Origin of the sequence: Paraburkholderia sp. BR10937, from assembly GCF_040965695.1 — a bacterium.
Lineage (GTDB): Bacteria > Pseudomonadota > Gammaproteobacteria > Burkholderiales > Burkholderiaceae > Paraburkholderia.
The window spans coordinates 1-21,097 of the sequence record NZ_JBFRCL010000018.1; the positions used below are offsets into that span (position 1 = coordinate 1).

Genomic DNA, 21,097 nt, shown 5'->3' on the forward strand with positions numbered 1-21,097 from the left:
CATATCTGCCACCCCTATCCGAGTCAGCGTCTGATCGTCACGACCCAAGGCAGGAGCCGTATGCGGTAGCTCCGCACGTACGGATCTGTGGAGGGGGTGATGGGTGACCATCGTTCCTACTCCGACCACCCCGTGACCGAGTGAGCAAGGAAGGAGGATCCTCACGGGCCTACGGCATCGAAGTGCCCAAGATGGAAAATGCAAGCATTTCCCAGGCAACCGGAGGATCCAGTGGTGGATTGTAAGGCAGTGGGCGTGGACATCGCCAAGAATGTGTTTCAGGTGCATTACGTCGATCAGGAAACCGGAGAGATCGTGAACAAGCCGATCAAGCGGGCAAAGTTCCTTGAGCACTTTGCGAACCGAGCGCCGTGCCTGATCGGGATGGAAGCATGTGGCGGTGCGCACCACTGGGCCCGGAAACTGACGAACATGGGTCACGAGGTGAGGCTGATGCCGGCGGAGTTCGTGAAGGCCTTCAACATCAGGAACAAGAACGATGCGGCGGATGCGAAAGCGATCTGGCTGGCCGTGCAGCAGCCGGGCAAGCCGGTAGCGTTGAAGACCGAGATGCAGCAGGCGATGCTCGGGTTGCACCGGATGCGGCAGCAGTTGATCAAGTTCCGCACGATGCAGATCAATGCTCTGCGTGGGCTGCTAACGGAATACGGTGAAGTGATGAGCAAGAGCCGGGCGAAGCTGGATAAGGAAATACCGGCTGTGCTCGAACGGATCGCCGAGCGTCTGCCTGCTGTGCTCATCGACACGTTTCGTGAGCAATGGAACAGCCTGGCGAAGCTGGACGAGCAGGTTGTGCAGATCGAGCGGCGCATGCGTGATTGGAAGAAGGAAGACAAGGCGGTGAAAGCGATCAGCGAAATTCCCGGCGTCGGGCTGCTGACCGCGACAGCGGCAGTCGCGATGATGGGCGACGCGAAAGCGTTCAGTTCGGGGCGCGAATTTGCTGCGTGGGTTGGGATCGTACCGAAACAGACGGGCTCGGGCGGCAAGGTGAATCTGCACGGTATATCGAAGCGCGGGGATACGTATCTGCGCACACTGCTGATCCACGGCGCACGATCTGTTCTGACGCACGCGAAAGAGCCTGGCGAGTGGATCGAACAGATGCAGAAGCGGCGGCCGAAGAATGTCGTGATCGTCGCGCTGGCAAACAAGATGGCACGCACGATCTGGGCTGTACTCGCCCATGATCGGTCGTACCAGAAGGACTACGTGAGCGCGAAGCCTGCGTAACGGGCTTACTCAATGTAGAAGATCAACGTTTAACACAGGGTGAACGTCGAAAGGTTGCGCAGCAATCGAGTGTGATGACAAACCAGGTAGGACCGGGACTCGCTAAACCTGAATGGTGATAAGAGCTTATAGCTCGCTGGAGAAATGAGGGGCGAGTCAGCGGATTTCATAGGGGCCAGCAGCGGCGGTATCAGCTGCAACAAGGCCGGATATAAAGATGCAGCCCATCCTGTCAGTCAATACACGAGAAAACTGTTGCAAAAGGGACGCGTTCATATAAACACCATGGCAACGAAAGCGAAGGGTAGCGGCGCGAAAGAAAAGTCGGGTCTCGAGGCACTGAGCCCGTTCGAGCTGAAGGACGAACTCATCAAGGCGGCCGGCGGCGGCGCGACCGCGCGCCCTGCCAATCTCGCGATGCTCAACGCGGGCCGCGGCAACCCCAACTTCCTCGCCACGATTCCGCGTCACGGCTTCTGGCAACTCGGCCTGTTCGCGATGCGCGAGTCGGAGCGCTCGTTTGCCTACATGCCCGAGGGCGTGGGCGGCTTCCCGCAGCGCGACGGCATCGTCGAGCGCTTCGACCTGTTCGTGCGCGAGAACAAGGGGCAGCCCGGCATCAGGTTCCTCGCGGGCGCGGTGTCGTACGTGCGCGATCAGCTGGGGCTCTCGGCGGGCGACTTCCTCTATGAGATGTGCGAAGGCATTCTCGCCTGCAACTACCCGGTGCCGGACCGCATGCTCAAGCTTTCGGAGATCATCGTCGGCCAGTACCTGCGCCGCGAGATGATCGGCAAGCATCCGTTCGTCGGCGAGTTCGACGTGTTCGCGGTGGAAGGCGGCACGGCGGCCATGACGTACATCTTCAACACGATGCGCGAGAACTTCCTGATCAAGGCGGGCGACACCATTGCGCTTGGCATGCCGATCTTCACGCCGTACATCGAGATTCCGGAACTCAACGACTACCAGCTCAACGTGATGCACCTGAACGCTACGGTGGAAAACAACTGGCAGTACTCGAAGAAGGAGCTCGACAAGCTGCGCGACCCGAAGGTCAAGGCGTTCTTCCTCGTGAACCCGAGCAACCCGCCTTCGGTGAAGATCGACGACGCGAGCCTCGAGTACATCGCCGAGATCGTGAAGGCGCGTCCGGACCTCATCATCCTGACCGACGACGTGTACGGCACCTTCGCCGACAACTTCGTCTCGCTCTTCGCGCTCGCGCCGAAAAACACGATTCTCGTGTACTCGTATTCGAAATACTTCGGTGCGACGGGCTGGCGTCTGGGTGCGATCGCCACGCACCGCGACAACGTGCTCGACCACACGCTCGCGAAGCTGCCGAAGGACGAGAAGAAGGAACTGCACAAGCGCTACGAGTCGATCACGACGGAGCCGGACAAGCTCAAGTTCATCGACCGTCTGGTGGCCGACAGCCGCACCGTCGCGCTGAACCACACGGCGGGTCTTTCGACGCCGCAGCAGGTGCAGATGGTGCTGTTCTCGCTGTTCTCGCTCATGGACACGCCCGACGCGTACAAGAACGCGCTCAAGCGTCTCATTCGCAACCGCAAGCGCGCGCTCTTCGAGGAAATGGGCGTGCCATACGGCGAGGGCGATCCGAACCAGGTCGACTACTACACGATCCTCGACATGGAATACATGGGCGAGAAGCGCTTCGGCCGCGAATTCGTCGACTGGCTGCTCAAGCAGGTCAAGCCCAACGAACTGCTGTTCCGTCTCGCGGAAGAGGCGCGTGTGGTGCTGCTGCCGGGCAAGGGCTTCGGCACGCCGCATCCGTCGGGCCGCGTGTCGCTCGCCAACCTCAACGAGTCGGACTATCGCAAGATCGGCCGCGCGGTGCGCAAGCTCACCGAGGAATATGTGCAGCGGTATAACGAGGCCACGGGCAAGAACCTCGATCCGACTGCGGTGAAGAAGTAAGCGCAGGCGGCGCTCAGCCGCCTCGAGCCTCGATACGTTTGAAGTCCGGGCCGCATCCGGCGTGGTTTGCCGGGTGCGATTTTTTTATGGTTCTTCGCAGAGTTCCGGGGTAGGGCTCTCTCGCCTTGCGTATTGGACAGTCGGACAGTCGAGGGCTCCCGGCCGCGAGGCATCTCATGGTCATTGCAGTAATTTTCATGAAATTACTGCAATCACGGTTTCACCGTTTGCAGTAAAATTCAAAAAATTACTGCAATTCTCTGGCATGCACGGACTACCTCTTTACCAGCGACACGATCAGGCATTTTGCTCCCAGTACGCGAACGTCGAGCAGGCTGCCGCCAGCCAGGGGCGGGTTCTCGTGGGCGCGCCGGGCACGATCACCGAGCACCATCGCGGGAACGCTGTCTACTACTATCGGCAGTTCATGAACGCGGAGGGCAAGCGGCAGCAGGAGAGTCTTGGCGGACCCAAGGGCGATCCGGCGGCCGACGAACGCGTCGCTGCGGTGATGACACAGATCGAGCAGTCCAAAGACCTCATCAGCCGCATCCGGGAGCTCGCGAAGCTCGGTTTCCAGATTGCCGACAACAAGACCTACGCGACCATGGCAGTCCTCCACAACTACGGACTTTTCCAGGCCGGCGCGGTGCTCGTGGGTTCTCACGCGTATGCGGTTCTGCTCAACAGTCTTGGCATCAAGGCGCTTGCCTACGAGACCGAGGACATCGATCTCGCGCGCGCCCGCCAGCTCGCGCTGCAGGGGGTACCTTCGGGCGGCCTGCTCGAAATCCTGAAAGAGACGGGAATCGACTTCGTGCCGGTGCCGGGGTTCAACAGGGGCGATCCGTCCACGTCGTTCAAGCAGGCGGGTCGGACGCGTTTTCACGTTGATCTGCTTGTGCCCTCGAAGGACAACAGATTTCCGACCGTCGCCGTTCCGGAGCTCGGTGCGCACGCGAGCGGCATGCCTTATCTCGCCTACCTGCTCGGCCAGTCCCACATGGGCACGCTGCTTTCAAGGCACGGCGCGGTGCCGGTTCGCGTGCCGGACCCCGCACGCTTCGCAATCCACAAGATCCTCGTCTCACGCCTGCGCACGAACATGCTGGTCAAGTCGCAGAAAGATATCCAGCAGGCGTGCGTGATGCTCGCGATGCTCGGCGAGCACAGAAGCGGCGATATCGAGCTCGCCTGCTCGGATCTCCCGAGGTCTGCGCGCCCGATGATTCGCCGTGCGCTGCCCGAGGTACGCACCATGCTCGAGGCTCATGAGGGGGCGCTATTCGAATTTGAGGAAAGCATCGGCGCCTGACACGCGTGCCGTCCTCCCCGATCGGGCCAGATGACTGAAAGATCGTAGTCGTCCCTCTCCGGAAATCCGCGAGGAACCTTCTTTATTCGGCTCGTTGCCCAGCGGGCGTGCTCGCGCCGCTCGCGTGTTGTGCGCCCTGCGTAGCGTGCGCACGCACGCTCTTGCGATGAAGCGAAACCGACAGCGCCACGGCGGAAGCCGCCGCGATGGCCGCAAAGAGAAATACCGACCCATAGCCGAACAGATTCGCCACGTAGCCCGCGAGCGGGCCGGTAATGCCCAGCGAGAGGTCGAGGAACACGGAGTAGGCCGAGAGCGCCGCACCGCGGCTGGCGGGTGGCACGAGCCCGACCGCCTCGACGCCGAGCGCGGGGAAGACGAGCGCGAAGCCGAAGCCGGTGAGCGCCGCGCCCGCGAGCGCGACTTGCGGCGTGGGCGCGAGCCACAGCAGCAAGAGGCCCGCGCATTCGCACGAGAACGAGACGATGGCGACGCGGAAGCCGCCGAAGCGCTTGATGGTGTTGGCGAACAACAGGCGCGCGCCGATGAACATCAGGCCGAACACCGTGAGCGTGAACGCGGCGTTGGGCCAATGGCGCGCGGCGTAGAACAGCGTGATGAAGGTCGCGATGGAGCCGAAGCCGGCCGAGCCGAGCGCGAGGCCAATGCCGTGCGGCAGCACGCGCGTGAACACACTGCGGTACGACATGCGCTCGCCGTGCACGATCGGCACCGGCGCGATCGGTCGCGCGAGCCAGAAGCCGAGCGCGGCCATCGCGATGACTGAAATGCCGAGCATCCAGTAGCCGAGGGCGTGCGCCATCACGACGCCCAGCGGCGCGCCGATCGCGAGCGCGCCATAGGTGGCGATGCCGTTCCACGAGATCACCTTCGCGTTGTGCGCGGTGCCTACCCGGCCGATGCCCCAGAGGATCGCGCCGGTGCCGCACAGGCTTTCGCCGCAGCCGAGCAACAGGCGGCTGACCACCAGCAGCGCGAGCGAGAGGCCCGGCCAGTGATCGACGAGCGTGCCGAGCAGCAGCAGCACGCCGCTCGCGCCGCAGATCGTCAGGCCGATCGTCACAGTCTTCTTGGGGCCGAGCGTATCGGCCGAGCGGCCCGCGAGCGCGCGCGAGCAGAGCGTGGCGATGTACTGCACGCTGATGGCGGCGCCCGCCACCACGGTGCTGAAACCGAGGTCGTTGTGCACGTAGCCCGGCAGCACGGCGAGCGGAATGCCGATCGTCAGGTAGCAGAGGAAGGTGAAAAAGACGACCGGAATGATCTGCAGGGTCGTCGTCGCGGCTTTGCGCGGGGGCGCCAAATCAGCGGACATGGGGAAAATGCGGATGGAAAACGGCGGGAAAGGCGTGATTGTCCCATGGAACCGGTTTTTATGCAGAAATTGAAAAGCTGTTCCGGCCGGCGGAACACGCGTCTTCTATGCTGATGACGGCCTTTTGCGACCGGTCACCCAGCTGCGAAGATCCCGCGATTTTGCGCGACGTTGGCGGCAATTCGCGTTGCAGCGGCGCCCTGGTCCGACCGTTCGTGCGGAGAAATCGGCGTCTGAACGGATAAATGGTCAGTCGAATATGTCCGATATTCGAAAATTGACCGTGAAATCGCGCAATCGAGACGCCTCGACATAAGCACAGCCGCACCGCAGCACACCGATTTATCGACTCAACGATATATCCCCCATGCTCCTGTAGCTATGGGTTGCCAATATTGGCAGTGATAGTTTTCGAACCGTCCACTCGAGCGGCATACGCCTTTTGCGAGCCGCAGCCAACGACGAGCCAGAAACCATGAGCCAGCCGATCCGCTTTTACCACCGCAACGCGATTCGCGAAGTCAGCGACGCGGGCGTCACCCGCACCGTTCTCCAGTACCTGCGCGAAGACGCGCGCTGCACCGGCACCAAGGAAGGCTGCGCCGAGGGCGACTGCGGCGCCTGCACGGTCGTGGTGGGCGAGCGTGACGAGGCGGGCGGCGTGAGCTTCAAGGCCGTCAACGCCTGCATCCAGTTCCTGCCGACGCTCGACGGGAAGGCGCTTTTCACCGTCGAAGACCTGCGCCAGCCGGATGGCTCGCTGCACCCGGTGCAGCAGGCCATGGTCGATTGCCACGGCTCGCAGTGCGGTTTTTGCACGCCGGGCTTCGTGATGTCGATGTGGGCGCTCTACGAGAAGCATGGCCACGAGCATGCGGGCCAGCCCAACCACGCCTGTGCCGCGAAGGGCGCGTGCAGCGTGCCTTCGCGCGACGAGATCGCCAATGCGCTCACGGGCAACCTGTGCCGCTGCACGGGCTACCGGCCGATCCTCGACGCCGCCGAGCAGATGTTCAAGGCCGATGCGCCAAAGCAACCCATCGACGTGAAGGCGCTCGCCCAGACGCTCGCCACGCTCGAACGCGAGGACACCTTCCACTACGAGAGCCGCGGGCAGCAGTACGACGCGCCGCGTACCGTCGAAGCGCTCGCCGCCATCAAGGCTGCGCGCCCGAACACGCGCATTCTCGCGGGCAGCACCGACATCGGCCTGTGGGTCACGAAGCAGATGCGTGAACTTGGCGACATTGTCTACGTGGGTCAGGTCGACGCGATGCGCCGCATCGACGTGAGCGACGACTGGATCGAGATCGGCGCGGGCGTGAGCGTCGAGCGCGGTTATGCGGAGCTCGCGAAGCACTACCCGGAACTCGAAGAGATGTGGCAGCGCTTCGCCTCGCTGCCCATCCGCAACGCGGGTACGATCGGCGGCAACGTCGCGAACGGCTCGCCCATCGGCGACTCGATGCCGGGGCTCATCGCGCTCGGCGCGCGCGTGGTGCTGCGCGGCGGCGAGATCGAACGCGAAATGCCGCTCGAAGACCTCTACCTCGCCTACCAGAAGAAGGACATGGCCGAGCACGAGTTCGTGCTCGCGCTCAAGGTGCCCACGCGCACCGGCGCGCGCGCGAACCTGCGTTTTCGCACCTACAAGGTCTCGAAGCGCTTCGACTCGGACATCTCGGCCGTGTGCGCCGCCTACGCCTATATCGCCGATGGCGACGTGATCCGCGAGCCGCGCATTGCGTTCGGCGGCATGGCCGCTACACCGAAGCGCGCGACTCACGCCGAAGGCGTGCTCGCCGATGCGCACTGGCACGAAGCCACGGCACAGGCCGCGATGATCGCGCTCGGCAACGACTACGCGCCGCTGTCCGACATGCGCGCGACGAGCGACTACCGGCTCGAAGCCGCGAAGAACACGCTGTACCGCTTCTGGCTCGAAACGCGTGTGCACAACCCGCTTGCCCCGCAAGCGCTCAATGTGCGCAACGTAGCGCCAGCCACGGCTTGAGACCTTCAGGAACTGGAAGAGAAATACGGAGAACGAAACAATGAACCAGCAAGCCGAACCGTTCCTGGACGAACTCAAGGCACGCGAGCCCTTCGCGCAAGTGCACGTCTCGCGCCCGCACGAATCGGCGCATCTGCACGTGAGCGGCCGCGCCACTTACACCGACGACATTCCGGTCGTGGCCGGCACACTGCATGCCGCGCTCGGGCTTTCGCAGAAGCCGCACGCCCGCATCATTTCGATGAACCTCGCCAAGGTGCGCGCGACGCCGGGCGTCGTGGCGGTGCTCACCGCCGAGGACATTCCCGGCGTGAACGACTGCGGCCCGATCATCCACGACGATCCGGTGCTCGCCGATGGCGTCGTGCAGTACGTGGGCCAGCCCATGTTCATCGTGGTGGCGACGTCGCACGATACGGCGCGCCTCGCCGCGCGCCGCGCCGAGGTGCAGTACGAAGAGCTTCCCGCCGTGCTCACGGCGAAGCAGGCGCGCGCCGCGCAGCAGTCGGTGCTGCCGCCGATGAAGCTTGCGCGCGGCGAGGCGTCCACGCGCGCCGCGCGCGCCGCGCATCGGCATGAAGGCGAGATGCTGCTGGGCGGCCAGGAGCAGTTCTACCTCGAAGGCCAGATTGCCTACGCGGTACCGAAGGACGACGATGGCATGCACGTGTGGTGCTCCACCCAGCACCCGAGCGAGATGCAGCACCTCGTCGCGCATGTGCTGGGCGTCGCCTCGCACAACGTGCTCGTGGAATGCCGCCGCATGGGCGGCGGCTTCGGCGGCAAGGAATCGCAGTCCGGCCTCTTCGCCTGCTGCGCCGCGCTCGCCGCCTGGAAGCTCCTGTGCCCCGTGAAGCTGCGCCCCGACCGAGACGACGACATGATGGTCACGGGCAAGCGCCACGATTTCCACTACACCTACGAAGTGGGCTACGACGACCAGGGCACGATCGAAGGCGTGTCGGTCGACATGACCTCGCGCTGCGGCTTTTCCGCCGACCTGTCCGGCCCGGTGATGACGCGCGCCGTGTGCCACTTCGACAACGCCTACTGGCTGCCCGACGTGTCGATCGCCGGTTTCTGCGGCAAGACCAACACGCAGTCGAACACGGCGTTTCGCGGCTTCGGCGGCCCGCAGGGCGCGTTCGCGATCGAATACATCATGGACGATGTGGCGCGCACGCTCGGCCTCGATTCGCTCGACGTGCGCCGCCGCAATCTCTACGGCAAGACGCAGAACAACGAGACGCCCTATGGCCAGGTCGTGGAGGACAACGTCATTCACGAGCTGATCGACGAGCTGGTGGAAACGAGCGCCTATCACGCGCGGCGCGCCGCGATTCGCGAATTCAACGCGAACAACGACGTGCTCAAGAAGGGCATCGCGCTCACGCCGGTCAAGTTCGGCATTGCATTCAACGTCACGCACTTCAACCAGGCGGGCGCGCTCGTTCACATCTACACCGACGGCTCGGTGCTCGTGAACCACGGCGGCACCGAAATGGGCCAGGGCCTGAACACGAAGGTCGCGCAGGTGGTGGCCCACGAACTGGGCATCGAGTTCGGCCGCGTGCGCGTGAGCGCCACGGACACGAGCAAGGTCGCGAACACGTCCGCCACGGCGGCATCGACCGGCACCGATCTGAACGGCAAGGCGGCCCAGGACGCCGCGCGCCAGCTGCGCCAGCGCCTCGCCGCGCTGGCGGCGACGACCTACGGCAAGGGCGAAATCAGCGCCGCCGAGGTGGGCTTCGCCAACGACTCCGTGATCGTGGGCGAGACGATCGTGCCGTTCGAGACATTGGTGTCGAAGGCCTATCTCGCGCGCGTCCAGCTCTGGTCCGATGGTTTCTACACCACGCCCAAGCTGTACTGGGATCAGGCCACGCTGCGTGGGCGGCCGTTCTACTACTACTCGTATGGCGCGGCGGTCTCGGAAGTCGTGATCGACACGCTTACGGGCGAAATGCGCGTGCTGCGCGCCGATGCGCTGCACGACGTGGGCGCGTCGCTGAACCCGGCGCTCGACGTGGGCCAGGTGGAAGGCGGCTTCATCCAGGGCATGGGCTGGCTCACCACGGAAGAACTGTGGTGGAGGCCGGACGGCAAGCTCATGACGCACGCGCCGTCCACCTACAAGATCCCGACCGTGAACGACACGCCCGCGGAATTCAACGTGCGGCTCTTCAAGAACCGCAACGCGGAGGACAGCATCCACCGCTCGAAGGCCGTGGGCGAGCCGCCGCTGTTGCTGCCGTTCTCGGTGTTCTTCGCGATTCGCGACGCCGTGGCGAGCGTGGCCGACTACCGCTTCAATCCGCCGATGAATGCGCCGGCCACCGCCGAGGAAATCCTCAAGGGCGTGCGCGCGGTGCGGGCGATGGCGCGCGAAGGGGCTGCGAAATGAATCGCCATCCTGAACATTGCGTGCGCGTCGACGAAACCGGGCGCGTGATCATCGGCCGCCGCAGCACGCCGGTGCCGCACTACGGGCCGATGCACATCGTGCTGTTCGGCGCCGGCCACGTGGGCCATGCGCTCGTCACGCTGCTCGGCATGCTGCCGTGCGTCGTGCAGTGGGTGGACGAGCGCGACGAGCTGTTCCCGGACGAGGTGCCCGCCAACGTGCAGATCGAAGCGACGGACACGCCGGCGGCCATCGTCGACGAAGCGCCCGCGGGCGCGTACTTCCTCGTGATGACGCACAATCACGCGCTCGATTTCGAGCTGACCGAGCGCATCATGCGGCGGCGCGACTTCGCGTGGTTCGGGCTGATCGGCTCGAAAACGAAGCGCGTGAAGTTCGAGCGGCGGCTCATGGAGCGTGGCGTGCAAAGCGAGCGCATGGACGAGATGACGTGCCCGATCGGCGTGACGGGAATCGTCGACAAGGCGCCTTCGTCGATTGCGGTGGCGGTCGCCGCGCAACTCATGCAGATGCGCCTGGCGCAGCGCCCGGCGGTGGCGAGAGCGGTCGCGCTCGAGCGCGCCTGATTCCACACGCCGCGCAAGCGAAACGGGCGCCTCGATGACGAGGGCGCCCGTTTGTGCTGGTTCAGGCCGCTTCGAGCGGCGGCGTGGGCGTCGCTTCGCTCTTCGCGCTCGCGGCCTTCTTCGCCCCGGCGCGCTTCGTCCCGCGCTCGGCGGTCAACGATCCCGACACCTCTTCGATCAACCCGCGCAGCCATCCCACATCGCTCGGCCGGTCCGGCTGCGGATGCCACATCTGATAGCAGTGAATGCGCGGAAACGCGAACGGCGTCTCGACGACGGCGATGGGCATGAGCTTCGCGTAATGCTGCGCGAAGCGGCGGGTCGTCGTGAAGATCAGATCCGATTGCAGCAAGACCTGCGGCACGAGTCCGAAGTAGGGCAGCGTCGCGACGATGCGGCGCTCGGCCTTCGCCTTCGCAAACCCCAGATCGATCGCGCTCGCATGCGAGCCCGTATAGGGCGTGGGCGCGAGATGGGGCGCGGCGAGATACGCCTCGCGCGTGAGTTCGCGGCGCGCGAGCGGATGGTCCGCGCGCATCATGCAGACGACCTTGTCGGAGAAGAGGTCGCTGCGCGCGAAACGCGCCTCGGGCTTCGGCCAGTTGCCGATCACGATGTCGAGTTCGCCCGCGTCGAGTGCGCCGTGATGGTCGAGCGTGGGCGAGAGCGAGAGGATTTCCAGCCGCGCCGCCGGCGCCGTCTCGCGAAAGCGCGCGATCAGCGTCGGCATGAAGAAGTCGTTGAGGTAGTCGGGCGCGGCGAGGCGGAACGTGCGCTTTGAGCGCTCCGGGTCGAAGTCGCCGTGCGGCGTGGCCACGAACTCCACGTCGCGCAGCACGCGCTGTGCGTGCTGCAGCAGCGACTCGCCGTACTCGGTCGGCACCATGCCGGCCTTGCCGCGCACGAGGATCGGATCGCCCAGGATCTCGCGCAGCCGGCGCAGCGCCGTGCTGATGGCGGGCTGGGTCTGGTTCAGGCGCAGCGCGGCCTGCGTGACGCTGCGCTCGACCAGCAGCGTGCGCAGCACGCGCACCAGCCAGATGTCGAGGGTGAGGGCGTTATCGTCGTCCATGGGGTGTGGCGGGCAAGGGCGCGTGTGCGCAGACGAACAGCGTTGCGCGCACGGATTCAGCCATAACCATATGCCTGCTCGCGCGCTACCGCCATAGGGCGCACGGCATGACCGGCATCAGAAGGACGCGCGCGGGATGGTTCTGCGGCGTGCTGCCCGTCACTCGGTAACCGGCTTCGCGAGCCCCGAAGGCAGCGTGGTGATGCGCTTGACCTCGCGCGAGTCGAGCCAGTTCGGGCTGCGCGCGCAGTAGAGCACCATCGGCAAGGCGTCCTCGCCCCAGAAGAGCTGCTTGTTCATCCAGAACGTCGGCACGCCGAATACGCCCATCGCGATCGCATCGTTGGTGTTGCGGCGCAACTGCGCGCGCACGACTTCTTCCTCGATCAGCGACTCGCCGTGCGGAATACCCACGCGCTCGCAAAGCTGTTCGAAGCCCTCGTCGCTCGACGGGTCGCGCCCCTCGCGCCAGATGAAGCGGAAGATCTCGCGCACGCACGCGAAGTCGCCGCCCGCCGCGATGGCGAGCAGCATCGGCCTGACCGAGTCGAACGGGTGAGCGGGCGGCATCTTGAACGGAATGCCGAGCTGCTCGGCGCGAAACAGCGCGTGCCGGTAGGTGAAGACGCGCTTGGCCGGGACCGCGGAGCTGAGCGGTTGGCCCCAGTGACGGTATAGCTCGGAAAGCAGCACGGGCGTCGGCACGAAATCGAAGCCGGGCCACTTGTCCTGCTGTTCCAGCAACAGATACGAAAACGGCGACACGAAGTCGTAAAACCAGGCCGGCTTGCTGGCGTCGATGCCGTCGATCATGCTGTTCCTCCTCTCCAGGGCGATATCCGGGCCATTGCCTGCATGGCCCATTGTTCGGTTCAAAATGCGTGCAGCGGCGCTAATGCGTGCGCTCGCCTGTTTCATTGCCGCCGCTTTCGTTTGCATGGCTCGCCTCTGTACCCGCTGTGCCTGCCTCGTTGCTACCGCCTTCCGGCGCCTCTGCTTCTTCTGCGCCTTCCGCTGTCTGCTCTTCTTCAGCCCCAACGCCTGCGTCCGGCGCTTCGCGCGTCCCGGAAAGCCGCGCGCGCACGAAGCCGATGTGCTCGCGCAGCACGTAGAACTGTTCCGCGTAGGCGAGCGGCATTTTCATGCCGTTCACCGATTCCTCGATCTTGTCGAGCTGGCGGATCAGCGCGCGGCGCTCGGTGGGCGAGTTGTCGGCCATCGCGGCGCGCTCGAGTGCGATGAGCGAGCCGTACCAGCGGTAGATGCGCGATTTTACCCGCCAGGCGTAGAGCGAAGGCACGATCCGCAGGCCCGGAATCAGCACGACGATGATCGGCACGAGCAGCACCACGAGCCGGTCGGCGAGGCTCGCCACCCAGAAGGGCAGCACGCGGTAGAGGAAGCTCTTGCCCGACTTGTAGTAGCGCGCGGCGTCGGCGCTGATCGGGAAGTCCTGGGCGCGCGGAGCGGGGAATTCGCCGGCACGCTGCAGCAGGGTGGAGCGGCCGTGCACTTCCTTGGCCGCTTCGATCAGCAGGTCGGAGAGCGCGGGGTGCAGCGAGTCGCGCGCGACCAGCTCCGCCGTGGGCGCGATGAAATGCAGGGGAGCGGGCGGCAGGTTGCGGCCGAAGTCGAACGCGCCCATCGGAATCGTGATGGCCGTGAGGAACGGAAAGCGCCGCGCGTAGGCGTCGGCCTGGACGAAGTCGAAGAAGCGCACGCCCGGCATGCGCATGAGGCGGCCCATGACGGGCGGCTGCGCGGAGTCGCCCGCGAGAATCGCGACGTCGATCTTTCCGGCCACGAGTTCGCGCGCGGCGTCGTCGCCGGAAAGCGGCAAAAGCTTGGTCGGGCCGCCGGGCTCGATGCCGTTCGCCTTGAGCAGCGTGAGCGCGAGCTCGCGCGTGCCGCTGCCCTCGGCGCCGATGGCGATGCGCTGGCCTTCGAACTGCGAGAGCCGCGTGGCGACGGGGCCGTGATAGAAGACCACGAGCGGCACGTAAGCCACGCTGCCGAGCGACACCAGGCCGCCTGGCACCTTGCTCGCGAGGCCGTCCTGAACGAACGCGACGTCGACGTTCGACTTCGGGTCGGCGAGACGCTGCAGGTTCTGCGCCGAGCCCTCCGATTCGAGCACGTTCAGCGTGATGTTGTTGCGCGCGAGGATGGCCTTGTATTTTTCCGCGGCGTTCCAGAAGGTGCTGCCCTTGGGCCCCGCGCTCATGGTGAGCGTGTTGGGCGGCGCGGGCTGGATGAGGCGCACTGCGAGCCAGATGGCCGCCGCGCTCACGAGCAGGATGGGACCGAACGTGACAGCCAGGTCGCGCCACGAGATCGCCACGAAGCGCGCGACGAGACGGGGGGGAGGTTTGCGGCCGGTGCGGGACTTCATCGGGGTGGAGCGGGCCTCGGATGGTTCGGGGGAGTGCGGGTCAGGTCCGCGTCGGGTCCGGCGCTGGCGCCGGGTCGGCTCAGGCGCGCGCGCCGCGCGGGCTCTGTGGTGCCGATGGTACATGAGATTCGGCGTTGCGGCGGCATGCCCGCGTGCCTCGCGGAACAGCTTAAGCGCATGCCGCATGCGCCTGAGCTAAACTCTTTGCGCTTGCGCCACAGCCAGGCTAAATTGTGGTTCGCCTGCTGCGCTTCGCAAGGCGCGCCGGGGCCCGGGAGTGGTGGAGAGGTTTAACGAGCGGGCACGCGCGAGCATCAATTCAGAACAACAGGAAACGGGCACAGACCAGTTCCGGCGGGTGTAATTCGACGTCCTTTCATCCTTTTGCCTCTCGCATCGCGTCCAGACCCTGGCCGTGTACGTGCGCATTGCGCGCTGTGCGCGGCCATCGGTAGTGGTAACAAAGCCGTCGGACCATGGCTGACGGGCGGCCTTCGAGCCGTCCTCCGGCAAGGCAGGCGGTCCTATTGCAGACAACAACTCGCAACAACGCGAAGACACAAGGAGAAAACATGAAATCGGTCGCTATTCTGAAGACGCTGGGCGTGGCACTGTGCCTGTCGGTAGCTTGCAGCGCGTCGTACGCGCAGGACGAGTCGGCAAGTGCTCCCGCCGCCACCACGGCCGCTCCGGCCACCTCGGCCAAGAAGGCCGACCGCAAGCTGGGCTACACGGTGCGCAAGGCGCTCTCGAAGACCCAAGGCCTCGACGTTTCCAAGCTCAACGTGCGCTCGCACGGTGGCGCTGTCACGCTGACCGGCACGGTGCCGGATCAGGGTCAAATCGACAAGGCTGGAGAAGTCGCGAAGGGTGTGCCTGGCGTGACGTCGGTGTCGAACAAGCTGACGGTCAGAGTGGAGCAATAAACGCAGCAGCGCACCCTGGAAACGGGGCGCCTGTGCTCAAGCGACAGCAAAAAGCCCGGCCGCTACAGGCCGGGCTTTTTTTGTGCGCATAGGTCTGGCAGGCGTACGGTTGGCGTGTGCTTGGGGGCAGTTATCGTTCGAAGCCGGCAGCTTGTACGCGTAGCGCGTGAACCTGCAGCCCGCAAACGCAAGCGGCATGCGATTGCGTCATGTTGCACTGCAGCCGCCAAAGTGTAGTTTGACACACAGTCTTCCCGCCGTTGGGGGTATACCGTGGGTATCGCGCGTCTTTCCCGAGGTCGAGCGCGGCCTCATCGCTGGAAAGCAGGAAATCGCCATGACCATTCATACCTACACCGACTTGCCGCTCGTCGACCGGGCGGCCTTCGAGCTGGCCTGTGCGCGGCACGGCTTTGCGCCCATGCAGTTCGACATTCGTGGCGAAGCCGATCCCAACGACCCGGAACACGGCGACATGCTGATCGTGCGGCGCGGCGCCTGGGCGCAGGCTTACCGCATCGACGCCCGCGGCCAATGGCTGCGCCAGTTCGAGGTCGATCTCAACGGGAGATTTTTCCGCCAGGCGCCCCACGCCTGACGCGCGCGAGATGCGCGGCGCGCGTGGCGTGCGCCGCGTTCAGGAGAGCACGAGCCGTACGCCCACGAGCGTGAGCGTTGCGGCGAGCAGCACGCGCAGCAGCTTTTCGGGCGCCTTGGTGGAGAGCAGGCTGCCGATCGCGATGCCGGGCAGCGAGCCGCACAGGAGCGACAGCAGCATGTGCCAGTCGATCGAGCCGAGCAGCCAGTGGCCGGCGCCCGCGAGGAGCGTGAGCGGCACGGCGTGCGCGACATCGGAGCCGACGATGCGCACCGTGGGCAGCGCCGGGTAGAGCAGCAGCAGCACGGTCACGCCGATGGCGCCCGCGCCCACCGAGGTCAGCGAGACGAGCACGCCGAGCACCGCGCCCGTGAGAATCGTGAAGAAGAGCGTGCGCGCTTCGCCCGGCCCGTGGCGGTGGCGCGAAGCGAACGCAGCGAGTTGCGGGCGGAAAATGAGCGCCACGGCCGTAATGAGCAGCGCGACGCCCAGCACGGCCTGGATCAGATGCCCGGCGCGCGGCGTGTCCATGCCATAGCGGTGCAGCAGGATCAGCGTGATCGTCGCGGCGGGCACGCTCCCGGCCGCGAGCCGCAGCGTCACGCGCCAGTCCACCGAACCCTTGAGCCCATGCACGAGCGTGCCCGCGGACTTGGTCGCCGCCGCGTAGAGCAGATCGGTGCCGACAGCCGTGGCCGGGTGCACGTTGAAGACGAGGACCAGGATCGGCGTCATCAGCGAGCCGCCACCCACGCCGGTCAGGCCGACCAGAAATCCGACGAACAGGCCGGACAGCGAATACAGCAGATCGATATGGGGGAAGGACATCGCGCGCGAGGAGGCCGGTTCAGGGGGCTACGCCATTGCCTGCCGCGTTGGGAACAGCGCGCGCCGTAAGCGGCGCGTCAGGCTGGACAACGGCCAGGGCTGGCGGCGAAAATCCGCTATTGTCGCAAAACCGGCGGCTTGGCGCAGGGTTAAGCGAAATCAGGCGCGCTGCGCCTGGCTTTCAATTACCTTGACTTCGTCCCACTGGCAGGATGCGGGCCAGATGCCGGCTCGCAGCTTCACGTGCCTTGCGCGTCCCTTTGCGCGCAGGCCCGTGCCGAACAGCGCCGCGCAGAACCGGCGCTACCATAACCAGAACCCGACATGAATCCCGGCATCCTCTACGCGTTCGCTGCATTCGTTCTCTGGGGGCTCTTCCCCATCTACTTCAAGACGCTGCACCAGATCCCCGCGCTCGAAATGCTCGCGCATCGCATGGCGTGGTCGCTCGTGTTCGTGGTCGCCGTGCTCGTCGTGCGCCACCACTGGCGCTGGCTCGGGCCCACGCTGCGCGACCGTCGCCTGCTCGGGCGCTTCGTGGCGAGCGCCGTGCTGCTCTCGGCCAACTGGGGCATCTATATCTGGGCCGTCAATGCCGGGCATATCGTCGAGGCGAGCCTCGGCTACTTCATCAATCCGCTCATCAACGTGCTGTTCGGTTATGCGTTCCTGCGCGAGCGCCTGCGCGCCCTGCAATGGGCCGCCGTCGCGCTGGCCACCGCGGGCGTCGTGTGGCTCACCTGGCAGAACGGCGCGCCGCCGTGGATCAGTCTCGCGCTCGCCGTGACCTTCGGCGGCTACGGGCTTTTGCGCAAGACCGCGCAGCTCGGCGCGCTCGAAGGCCTCGCGCTCGAAACCGTGCTGCTCTTTCCCGTTGCGGTCGTTTATCTGACGATCGTGGGCCTGGCCGGCGCGAGCCACTTCACGCATGCCTCGCGCGGGCTGCAACTGCTGCTTGCAGCTTCCGGCCCGATCACGGCGGTCCCGCTGCTCCTGTTCGGCGCGGCCGCGCGGCGCATTCCGCTGTCGATGCTCGGTCTGATCCAGTACGTGACGCCCACGCTGCAGCTGCTCACCGGCGTGCTCATCTATGGGGAGCCGTTCGGCGCGGTGCGCGCCGTGGGTTACGGCGCGATCTGGGTCGCGCTCTTCGTGTATTCGCTCGAAGGCGTGCGCAGCCTCGTGGCCGCACGCGAGCGCCGCGCGGCGTGAGGGGCGGGTCGACAGGGCGTCCTTCTCTTCCGGAAGGCGCTGCAAGACGGGCTGCGCGGGCGCCCGGCAATCGTCTGCGCGGCGTCGCCCAGGCGCGGCGTATTGAGCCGTTCAATGCGGCAGACTCAAAAGGTTATGCCGGCGACGCACTCAACGACGATCTTTGGGAACTGCTTCTATCGCAGATCTTCTCCGCCAGCGTTTTGCCGGCGACCGTACTGGCGTGGTGAACAATTCATCGCCCGTTTGAACGCCGTGCTGAAGGATTTTTCCGACTCATATCCCACTGCCAGGCCGATTTCGTAGATGGAGTCACGGGAATGCGCCAGCCTGTCTGCGGCCAACGTCATGCGCCAGCGCGTCAGATAGTCCATTGGTGACAGTCCGACGAGTTCCTTGAACCTGATCGCAAAGGTCGTACGCGACATGGCCGCCTGTTCGGCCAGGGTCTGGACGGTCCATTTCACTCCAGGCGTCTCGTGCATTGCGTTGATCACGGTGCGCATACGCTTGTCCGCCAGGGCGAAAAGCCAGCCGACCCCATCGCGCCGTCCGCGAGAAAGTTGCAGCCGCAACGCCTGCACCAGCACCAGGGTGGCCAATTGCTGGGCGACAATCTCGCCCCCCGGCTGTGGCTCGCACAACTCCTGTCTCATGCGCTCAATACACCATCGCAATGTTGACAGGCCTGGCTCCTCCCGGACGTGGATGACAGGCGGGAGCATATTCAACAGGAGATCGGCCTGACCATCGGCCAGGGTGAAGTATCCGCCAATGCTCAGGAACTCGCCGCCCCCGTTGTGCGTCACGATACGCCCGTCCCGGACCGGCGGTAAGTGCGTGCTAAAACTGACTGCTTCCACTGCCATATCGCTCGAGATGCGAAACGGCGTGCCTCTCGCCAGCAGGAAGCATTCTCCCTCGGTGATTTTCACGGGTTCAGGTTCGCCATCGACCAGGAGCCAGCACTGCCCCACAAGAACCGCATGGAACTTGATCCCCTCGTATGGGCCGAATCGCACACCCCAAGCCCCGCTTGCGTCGAAACCACCTGATACATGGCTGCGCAGCTTCAGCAACGACAGCACCTCCGATAGTGGGTCCATGCACAAATCCCGAACGATTGAATACCAAAAGCGGACTATAAGTCATGGATCGCCCTGGATCAGTGCCGTAGCCTGTGCTGGAAACAGAACAGGAGATTCGCAATGCAAGTATTCGTTACCGGGGCAACCGGTTGGGTGGGCTCCGCGGTCGTTCGGGAACTGATTGAAGCCGGACATCAAGTCCTGGGTCTGGCGCGCTCTGCCGAGCGCGCGGCGGAACTCGTCGCATCCGGAGCGCGGCCGCTCCTGGGCTCGCTCGAAGATATCGAGTGCCTGCACCGGGGCGCCTCTGATGCAGATGCGGTGATCCATACGGCCTTCAATCACGACTGGTCCCGGTTCGCCGAAAATTGCGCAGTCGAGCGCCGGGCGATCGAGACGATCGGACGGACATTGCAAGGCTCTGGGCGACGGCTGCTGGTCACCTCGGGCGTCGCGTTGCTCGCTCCTGGGCGCGTGGCGACGGAGGAAGATGTCGCACCTGCGGTTTCAGCGACGTTTCCGCGGGCAGCGGAGGCCGTGATGGCCGAGATCGCAGCGAACGGTGGGCATGCGATAGCCGTTCGCCTGGCGCCTTCGGTCCACGGTCTGGGAGACCACGGCTTCGTTCCGCGTCTCGCAGCGATTGCGCGAGACAAGGGTGTCTCAGCTTTCATCGGTGAGGGGTTGAACCGGTGGCCCGCCGTGCATCGGCTCGATGCCGCCCGTTTGTACCGTCTTGCCATTGAAAAGGGCGCCGAAGGTCCTGTTCACGCGATTGCCGAGGAAGGCGTTACGTTTCGGGACATAGCTGAGACGATCGGCCGACGTCTGAACCTGCCGGTCGTCTCCAGAACGCCGGGTGAGGCGGCCGCGCATTTCGGGTGGCTCGCGCCCTTTGTCGGGGTGGACGCGCCGGCGTCGAGCGAACGCTCGCGCAAGCTGCTGGACTGGGCACCGGAGCAACCGGGTTTGCTCGCGGATCTCGACCAGCCTGGCTATTTCCGCATCTGATCGGGCGAGCGACCTTCATCGAAAAAGAGATCACGGGGAAGCGACGATGGGGAATTTCGTTACAGGTGCTACCCCCAGCGCTAAAGTCAGCGCGGGGACCTATTGTTCAAGCCAGTTCTCAATCGTGAGGCCGCTAATGCCGCTGAACTCCCGTGTGTTGTTAGTCACGAGTGTCAGCCCCAATGCACAGGCATGAGCGCCGATCAGGAGGTCGTTCGCACCTATCTTCTGGCCGGCACTCTCCAGCTCCGCGCGGATCCGACCATACTCCGTGTCGGCAGGGACTTCCAGCGGCAGCACGGGGATTGTCGCGAGGATACTTTCGACTTTGGCCAGCAGCTTCGCGGAACCCTTTTTTGCGCAACCGTAGTGCAGTTCCGCGGCAACGACGCCCGCGCATGCGGCTCCCTTGCAGGCGTACCGAGACTGGCGCCAGGGCGACCATCTCCGCTTGACGCCTCCTGCACTCCTGGCCACGATCCGTTGTGGCTGCGTTGGCTTGTCACTCCAGCCTCCAATCCTGGTCAGGCGCCTGGCCCGTCCACGTCTTCCAGCGCGCACGTTGCTCGCAGAACGATTGCTGCGAATCTGGAGCGTGCCTCATATTGGCTGGCGGACGGATGGCGCGGTAGGATGCGACGACGATACTTCGCGTCGTTTGATAGTCATCAGATGGTGCGAGGGCCCTTGCTTGCAACTAGTTCGCCGTGGAGTGTCCGCGCATGAGTATCGAAGCCGTTCGCCGGTTCGAGGCAGAATTCGCACCGCGCATTGCGGCGAAGCTGGCGAAACAGTTCGGCCCTTCGGTGCACGTCGATGTCGTGCCCAACGCCGGGCACGGGCACCCTACGCGCGTGCGCCTGCGCGGCGTCGCGAACGAGCACCGGCATCCGTATGTGTATCCGCTGAACGTCTCGCTGACCTGGGACACCGAGGAGATCGAGCGCCTCATGGAGCCCGGCGGCGAAGCGCGCTTCGAGCACTATCTCGAAGCGACCGGGCGCAAGCTGGCGTCATGGGAGTCGGCGCGCTCTGTCGATTTCGCCTCGCGCACGCAAGGCGAGCCGGAGGTGCTGCTAGGCGGGCTCGATTTCGAGGGCTAAGCGCGCC

At 65.0% G+C, this 21,097-nt stretch carries 18 protein-coding genes; 11 read left to right on the forward strand and 7 right to left on the reverse strand.

Features of this window, described 5'->3' with window-relative positions; translation table 11 throughout:
* The first annotated feature begins 234 nt into the window (after positions 1 to 234).
* The 3 genes from AB4Y44_RS16625 to AB4Y44_RS16635 all read left to right on the forward strand — a co-directional run bounded on the left by AB4Y44_RS16625 (position 235) and on the right by AB4Y44_RS16635 (position 4,516).
* Positions 235 to 1,254, forward strand: a complete 1,020-nt coding sequence (locus tag AB4Y44_RS16625) for an IS110 family transposase (protein ID WP_368700321.1) — start codon at positions 235 to 237, stop codon at positions 1,252 to 1,254.
* 285 nt (positions 1,255 to 1,539) lie between these two features.
* Positions 1,540 to 3,201 carry a bifunctional aspartate transaminase/aspartate 4-decarboxylase gene (locus tag AB4Y44_RS16630; protein ID WP_368700242.1) on the forward strand — a complete coding sequence of 554 codons (1,662 nt, stop codon included), beginning with the start codon at positions 1,540 to 1,542 and terminating at the stop codon, positions 3,199 to 3,201.
* 265 nt (positions 3,202 to 3,466) lie between these two features.
* A complete protein-coding gene (locus tag AB4Y44_RS16635) occupies positions 3,467 to 4,516 on the forward strand; it encodes a GSU2403 family nucleotidyltransferase fold protein (RefSeq protein ID WP_368700243.1) in 1,050 nt (349 codons plus the stop codon).
* 82 nt (positions 4,517 to 4,598) lie between these two features.
* Here AB4Y44_RS16635 and AB4Y44_RS16640 read toward each other — a convergent pair whose 3' ends face one another.
* A complete protein-coding gene (locus AB4Y44_RS16640) occupies positions 4,599 to 5,852 on the reverse strand; it encodes an MFS transporter (RefSeq protein ID WP_368700244.1) in 1,254 nt (417 codons plus the stop codon).
* Between the two features lie 475 nt (positions 5,853 to 6,327).
* On the opposite strand from AB4Y44_RS16640, the gene xdhA reads away from it, so the two are divergent.
* From xdhA to xdhC, 3 genes are read left to right on the forward strand one after another with little or no spacing between them, the layout of a single operon-like run.
* The gene (gene xdhA / locus AB4Y44_RS16645; protein WP_368700245.1) at positions 6,328 to 7,866 is read left to right on the forward strand and encodes a xanthine dehydrogenase small subunit; all 1,539 of its coding nucleotides are present in this window, start codon (positions 6,328 to 6,330) and stop codon (positions 7,864 to 7,866) included.
* Between the two features lie 40 nt (positions 7,867 to 7,906).
* Positions 7,907 to 10,273: a xanthine dehydrogenase molybdopterin binding subunit gene (gene xdhB, locus AB4Y44_RS16650; protein WP_368700246.1), complete on the forward strand. Its 2,367-nt coding sequence runs from the start codon at positions 7,907 to 7,909 to the stop codon at positions 10,271 to 10,273.
* Positions 10,270 to 10,860: a xanthine dehydrogenase accessory protein XdhC gene (gene xdhC / locus AB4Y44_RS16655; RefSeq protein WP_368700247.1), complete on the forward strand. Its 591-nt coding sequence runs from the start codon at positions 10,270 to 10,272 to the stop codon at positions 10,858 to 10,860. The genes xdhB and xdhC overlap by 4 nt, the downstream gene beginning before the upstream one ends.
* Positions 10,861 to 10,921: 61 nt before the next feature.
* On the opposite strand, the gene AB4Y44_RS16660 is transcribed toward xdhC, so the two are convergent.
* The 3 genes from AB4Y44_RS16660 to AB4Y44_RS16670 all read right to left on the reverse strand — a co-directional run bounded on the left by AB4Y44_RS16660 (position 10,922) and on the right by AB4Y44_RS16670 (position 14,324).
* The gene (locus AB4Y44_RS16660) at positions 10,922 to 11,932 is read right to left on the reverse strand and encodes a LysR family transcriptional regulator (protein ID WP_342921590.1); all 1,011 of its coding nucleotides are present in this window, start codon (positions 11,930 to 11,932) and stop codon (positions 10,922 to 10,924) included.
* Between the two features lie 159 nt (positions 11,933 to 12,091).
* Entirely contained in the window at positions 12,092 to 12,745 is a 654-nt protein-coding gene (locus AB4Y44_RS16665) for a 2-hydroxychromene-2-carboxylate isomerase (protein ID WP_342921589.1), read from the reverse strand.
* Positions 12,746 to 12,824: 79 nt separating this feature from the next.
* Positions 12,825 to 14,324 (reverse strand): TAXI family TRAP transporter solute-binding subunit, encoded by a 1,500-nt coding sequence (locus AB4Y44_RS16670; RefSeq protein WP_368700248.1) that lies wholly within the window; start codon positions 14,322 to 14,324, stop codon positions 12,825 to 12,827.
* Positions 14,325 to 14,896: 572 nt separating this feature from the next.
* Here AB4Y44_RS16670 and AB4Y44_RS16675 point away from each other — a divergent pair.
* Together AB4Y44_RS16675 and AB4Y44_RS16680 are read left to right on the forward strand one after the other, a co-directional pair.
* Complete coding sequence (locus AB4Y44_RS16675; RefSeq protein WP_069267735.1) at positions 14,897 to 15,250, forward strand: BON domain-containing protein; 354 nt, start codon at positions 14,897 to 14,899, stop codon at positions 15,248 to 15,250.
* Between the two features lie 337 nt (positions 15,251 to 15,587).
* A complete protein-coding gene (locus AB4Y44_RS16680) occupies positions 15,588 to 15,848 on the forward strand; it encodes a hypothetical protein (RefSeq protein WP_069267822.1) in 261 nt (86 codons plus the stop codon).
* Between the two features lie 39 nt (positions 15,849 to 15,887).
* Here AB4Y44_RS16680 and AB4Y44_RS16685 read toward each other — a convergent pair whose 3' ends face one another.
* Positions 15,888 to 16,676: a sulfite exporter TauE/SafE family protein gene (locus AB4Y44_RS16685; RefSeq protein ID WP_342921587.1), complete on the reverse strand. Its 789-nt coding sequence runs from the start codon at positions 16,674 to 16,676 to the stop codon at positions 15,888 to 15,890.
* 324 nt (positions 16,677 to 17,000) lie between these two features.
* Here AB4Y44_RS16685 and rarD point away from each other — a divergent pair, with 324 nt between their 5' ends.
* On the forward strand, positions 17,001 to 17,888 hold the full coding sequence (gene rarD / locus AB4Y44_RS16690; RefSeq protein ID WP_342921586.1) for an EamA family transporter RarD: 888 nt from the start codon (positions 17,001 to 17,003) through the stop codon (positions 17,886 to 17,888).
* A gap of 176 nt (positions 17,889 to 18,064) precedes the next feature.
* On the opposite strand, the gene AB4Y44_RS16695 is transcribed toward rarD, so the two are convergent.
* A complete protein-coding gene (locus AB4Y44_RS16695) occupies positions 18,065 to 18,994 on the reverse strand; it encodes an AraC family transcriptional regulator (RefSeq protein WP_368700249.1) in 930 nt (309 codons plus the stop codon).
* A 102-nt stretch (positions 18,995 to 19,096) separates the two neighbouring features.
* On the opposite strand from AB4Y44_RS16695, the gene AB4Y44_RS16700 reads away from it, so the two are divergent.
* Positions 19,097 to 19,987 (forward strand): SDR family oxidoreductase, encoded by an 891-nt coding sequence (locus AB4Y44_RS16700; protein WP_368700250.1) that lies wholly within the window; start codon positions 19,097 to 19,099, stop codon positions 19,985 to 19,987.
* 99 nt (positions 19,988 to 20,086) lie between these two features.
* Here the strand turns inward: AB4Y44_RS16700 and AB4Y44_RS16705 are convergent, their stop codons facing one another.
* Complete coding sequence (locus AB4Y44_RS16705; RefSeq protein WP_368700251.1) at positions 20,087 to 20,548, reverse strand: PIN domain-containing protein; 462 nt, start codon at positions 20,546 to 20,548, stop codon at positions 20,087 to 20,089.
* A gap of 161 nt (positions 20,549 to 20,709) precedes the next feature.
* On the opposite strand from AB4Y44_RS16705, the gene AB4Y44_RS16710 reads away from it, so the two are divergent.
* On the forward strand, positions 20,710 to 21,090 hold the full coding sequence (locus tag AB4Y44_RS16710; RefSeq protein ID WP_342921582.1) for a DUF5594 family protein: 381 nt from the start codon (positions 20,710 to 20,712) through the stop codon (positions 21,088 to 21,090).
* The last annotated feature ends 7 nt before the right edge of the window (positions 21,091 to 21,097 follow it).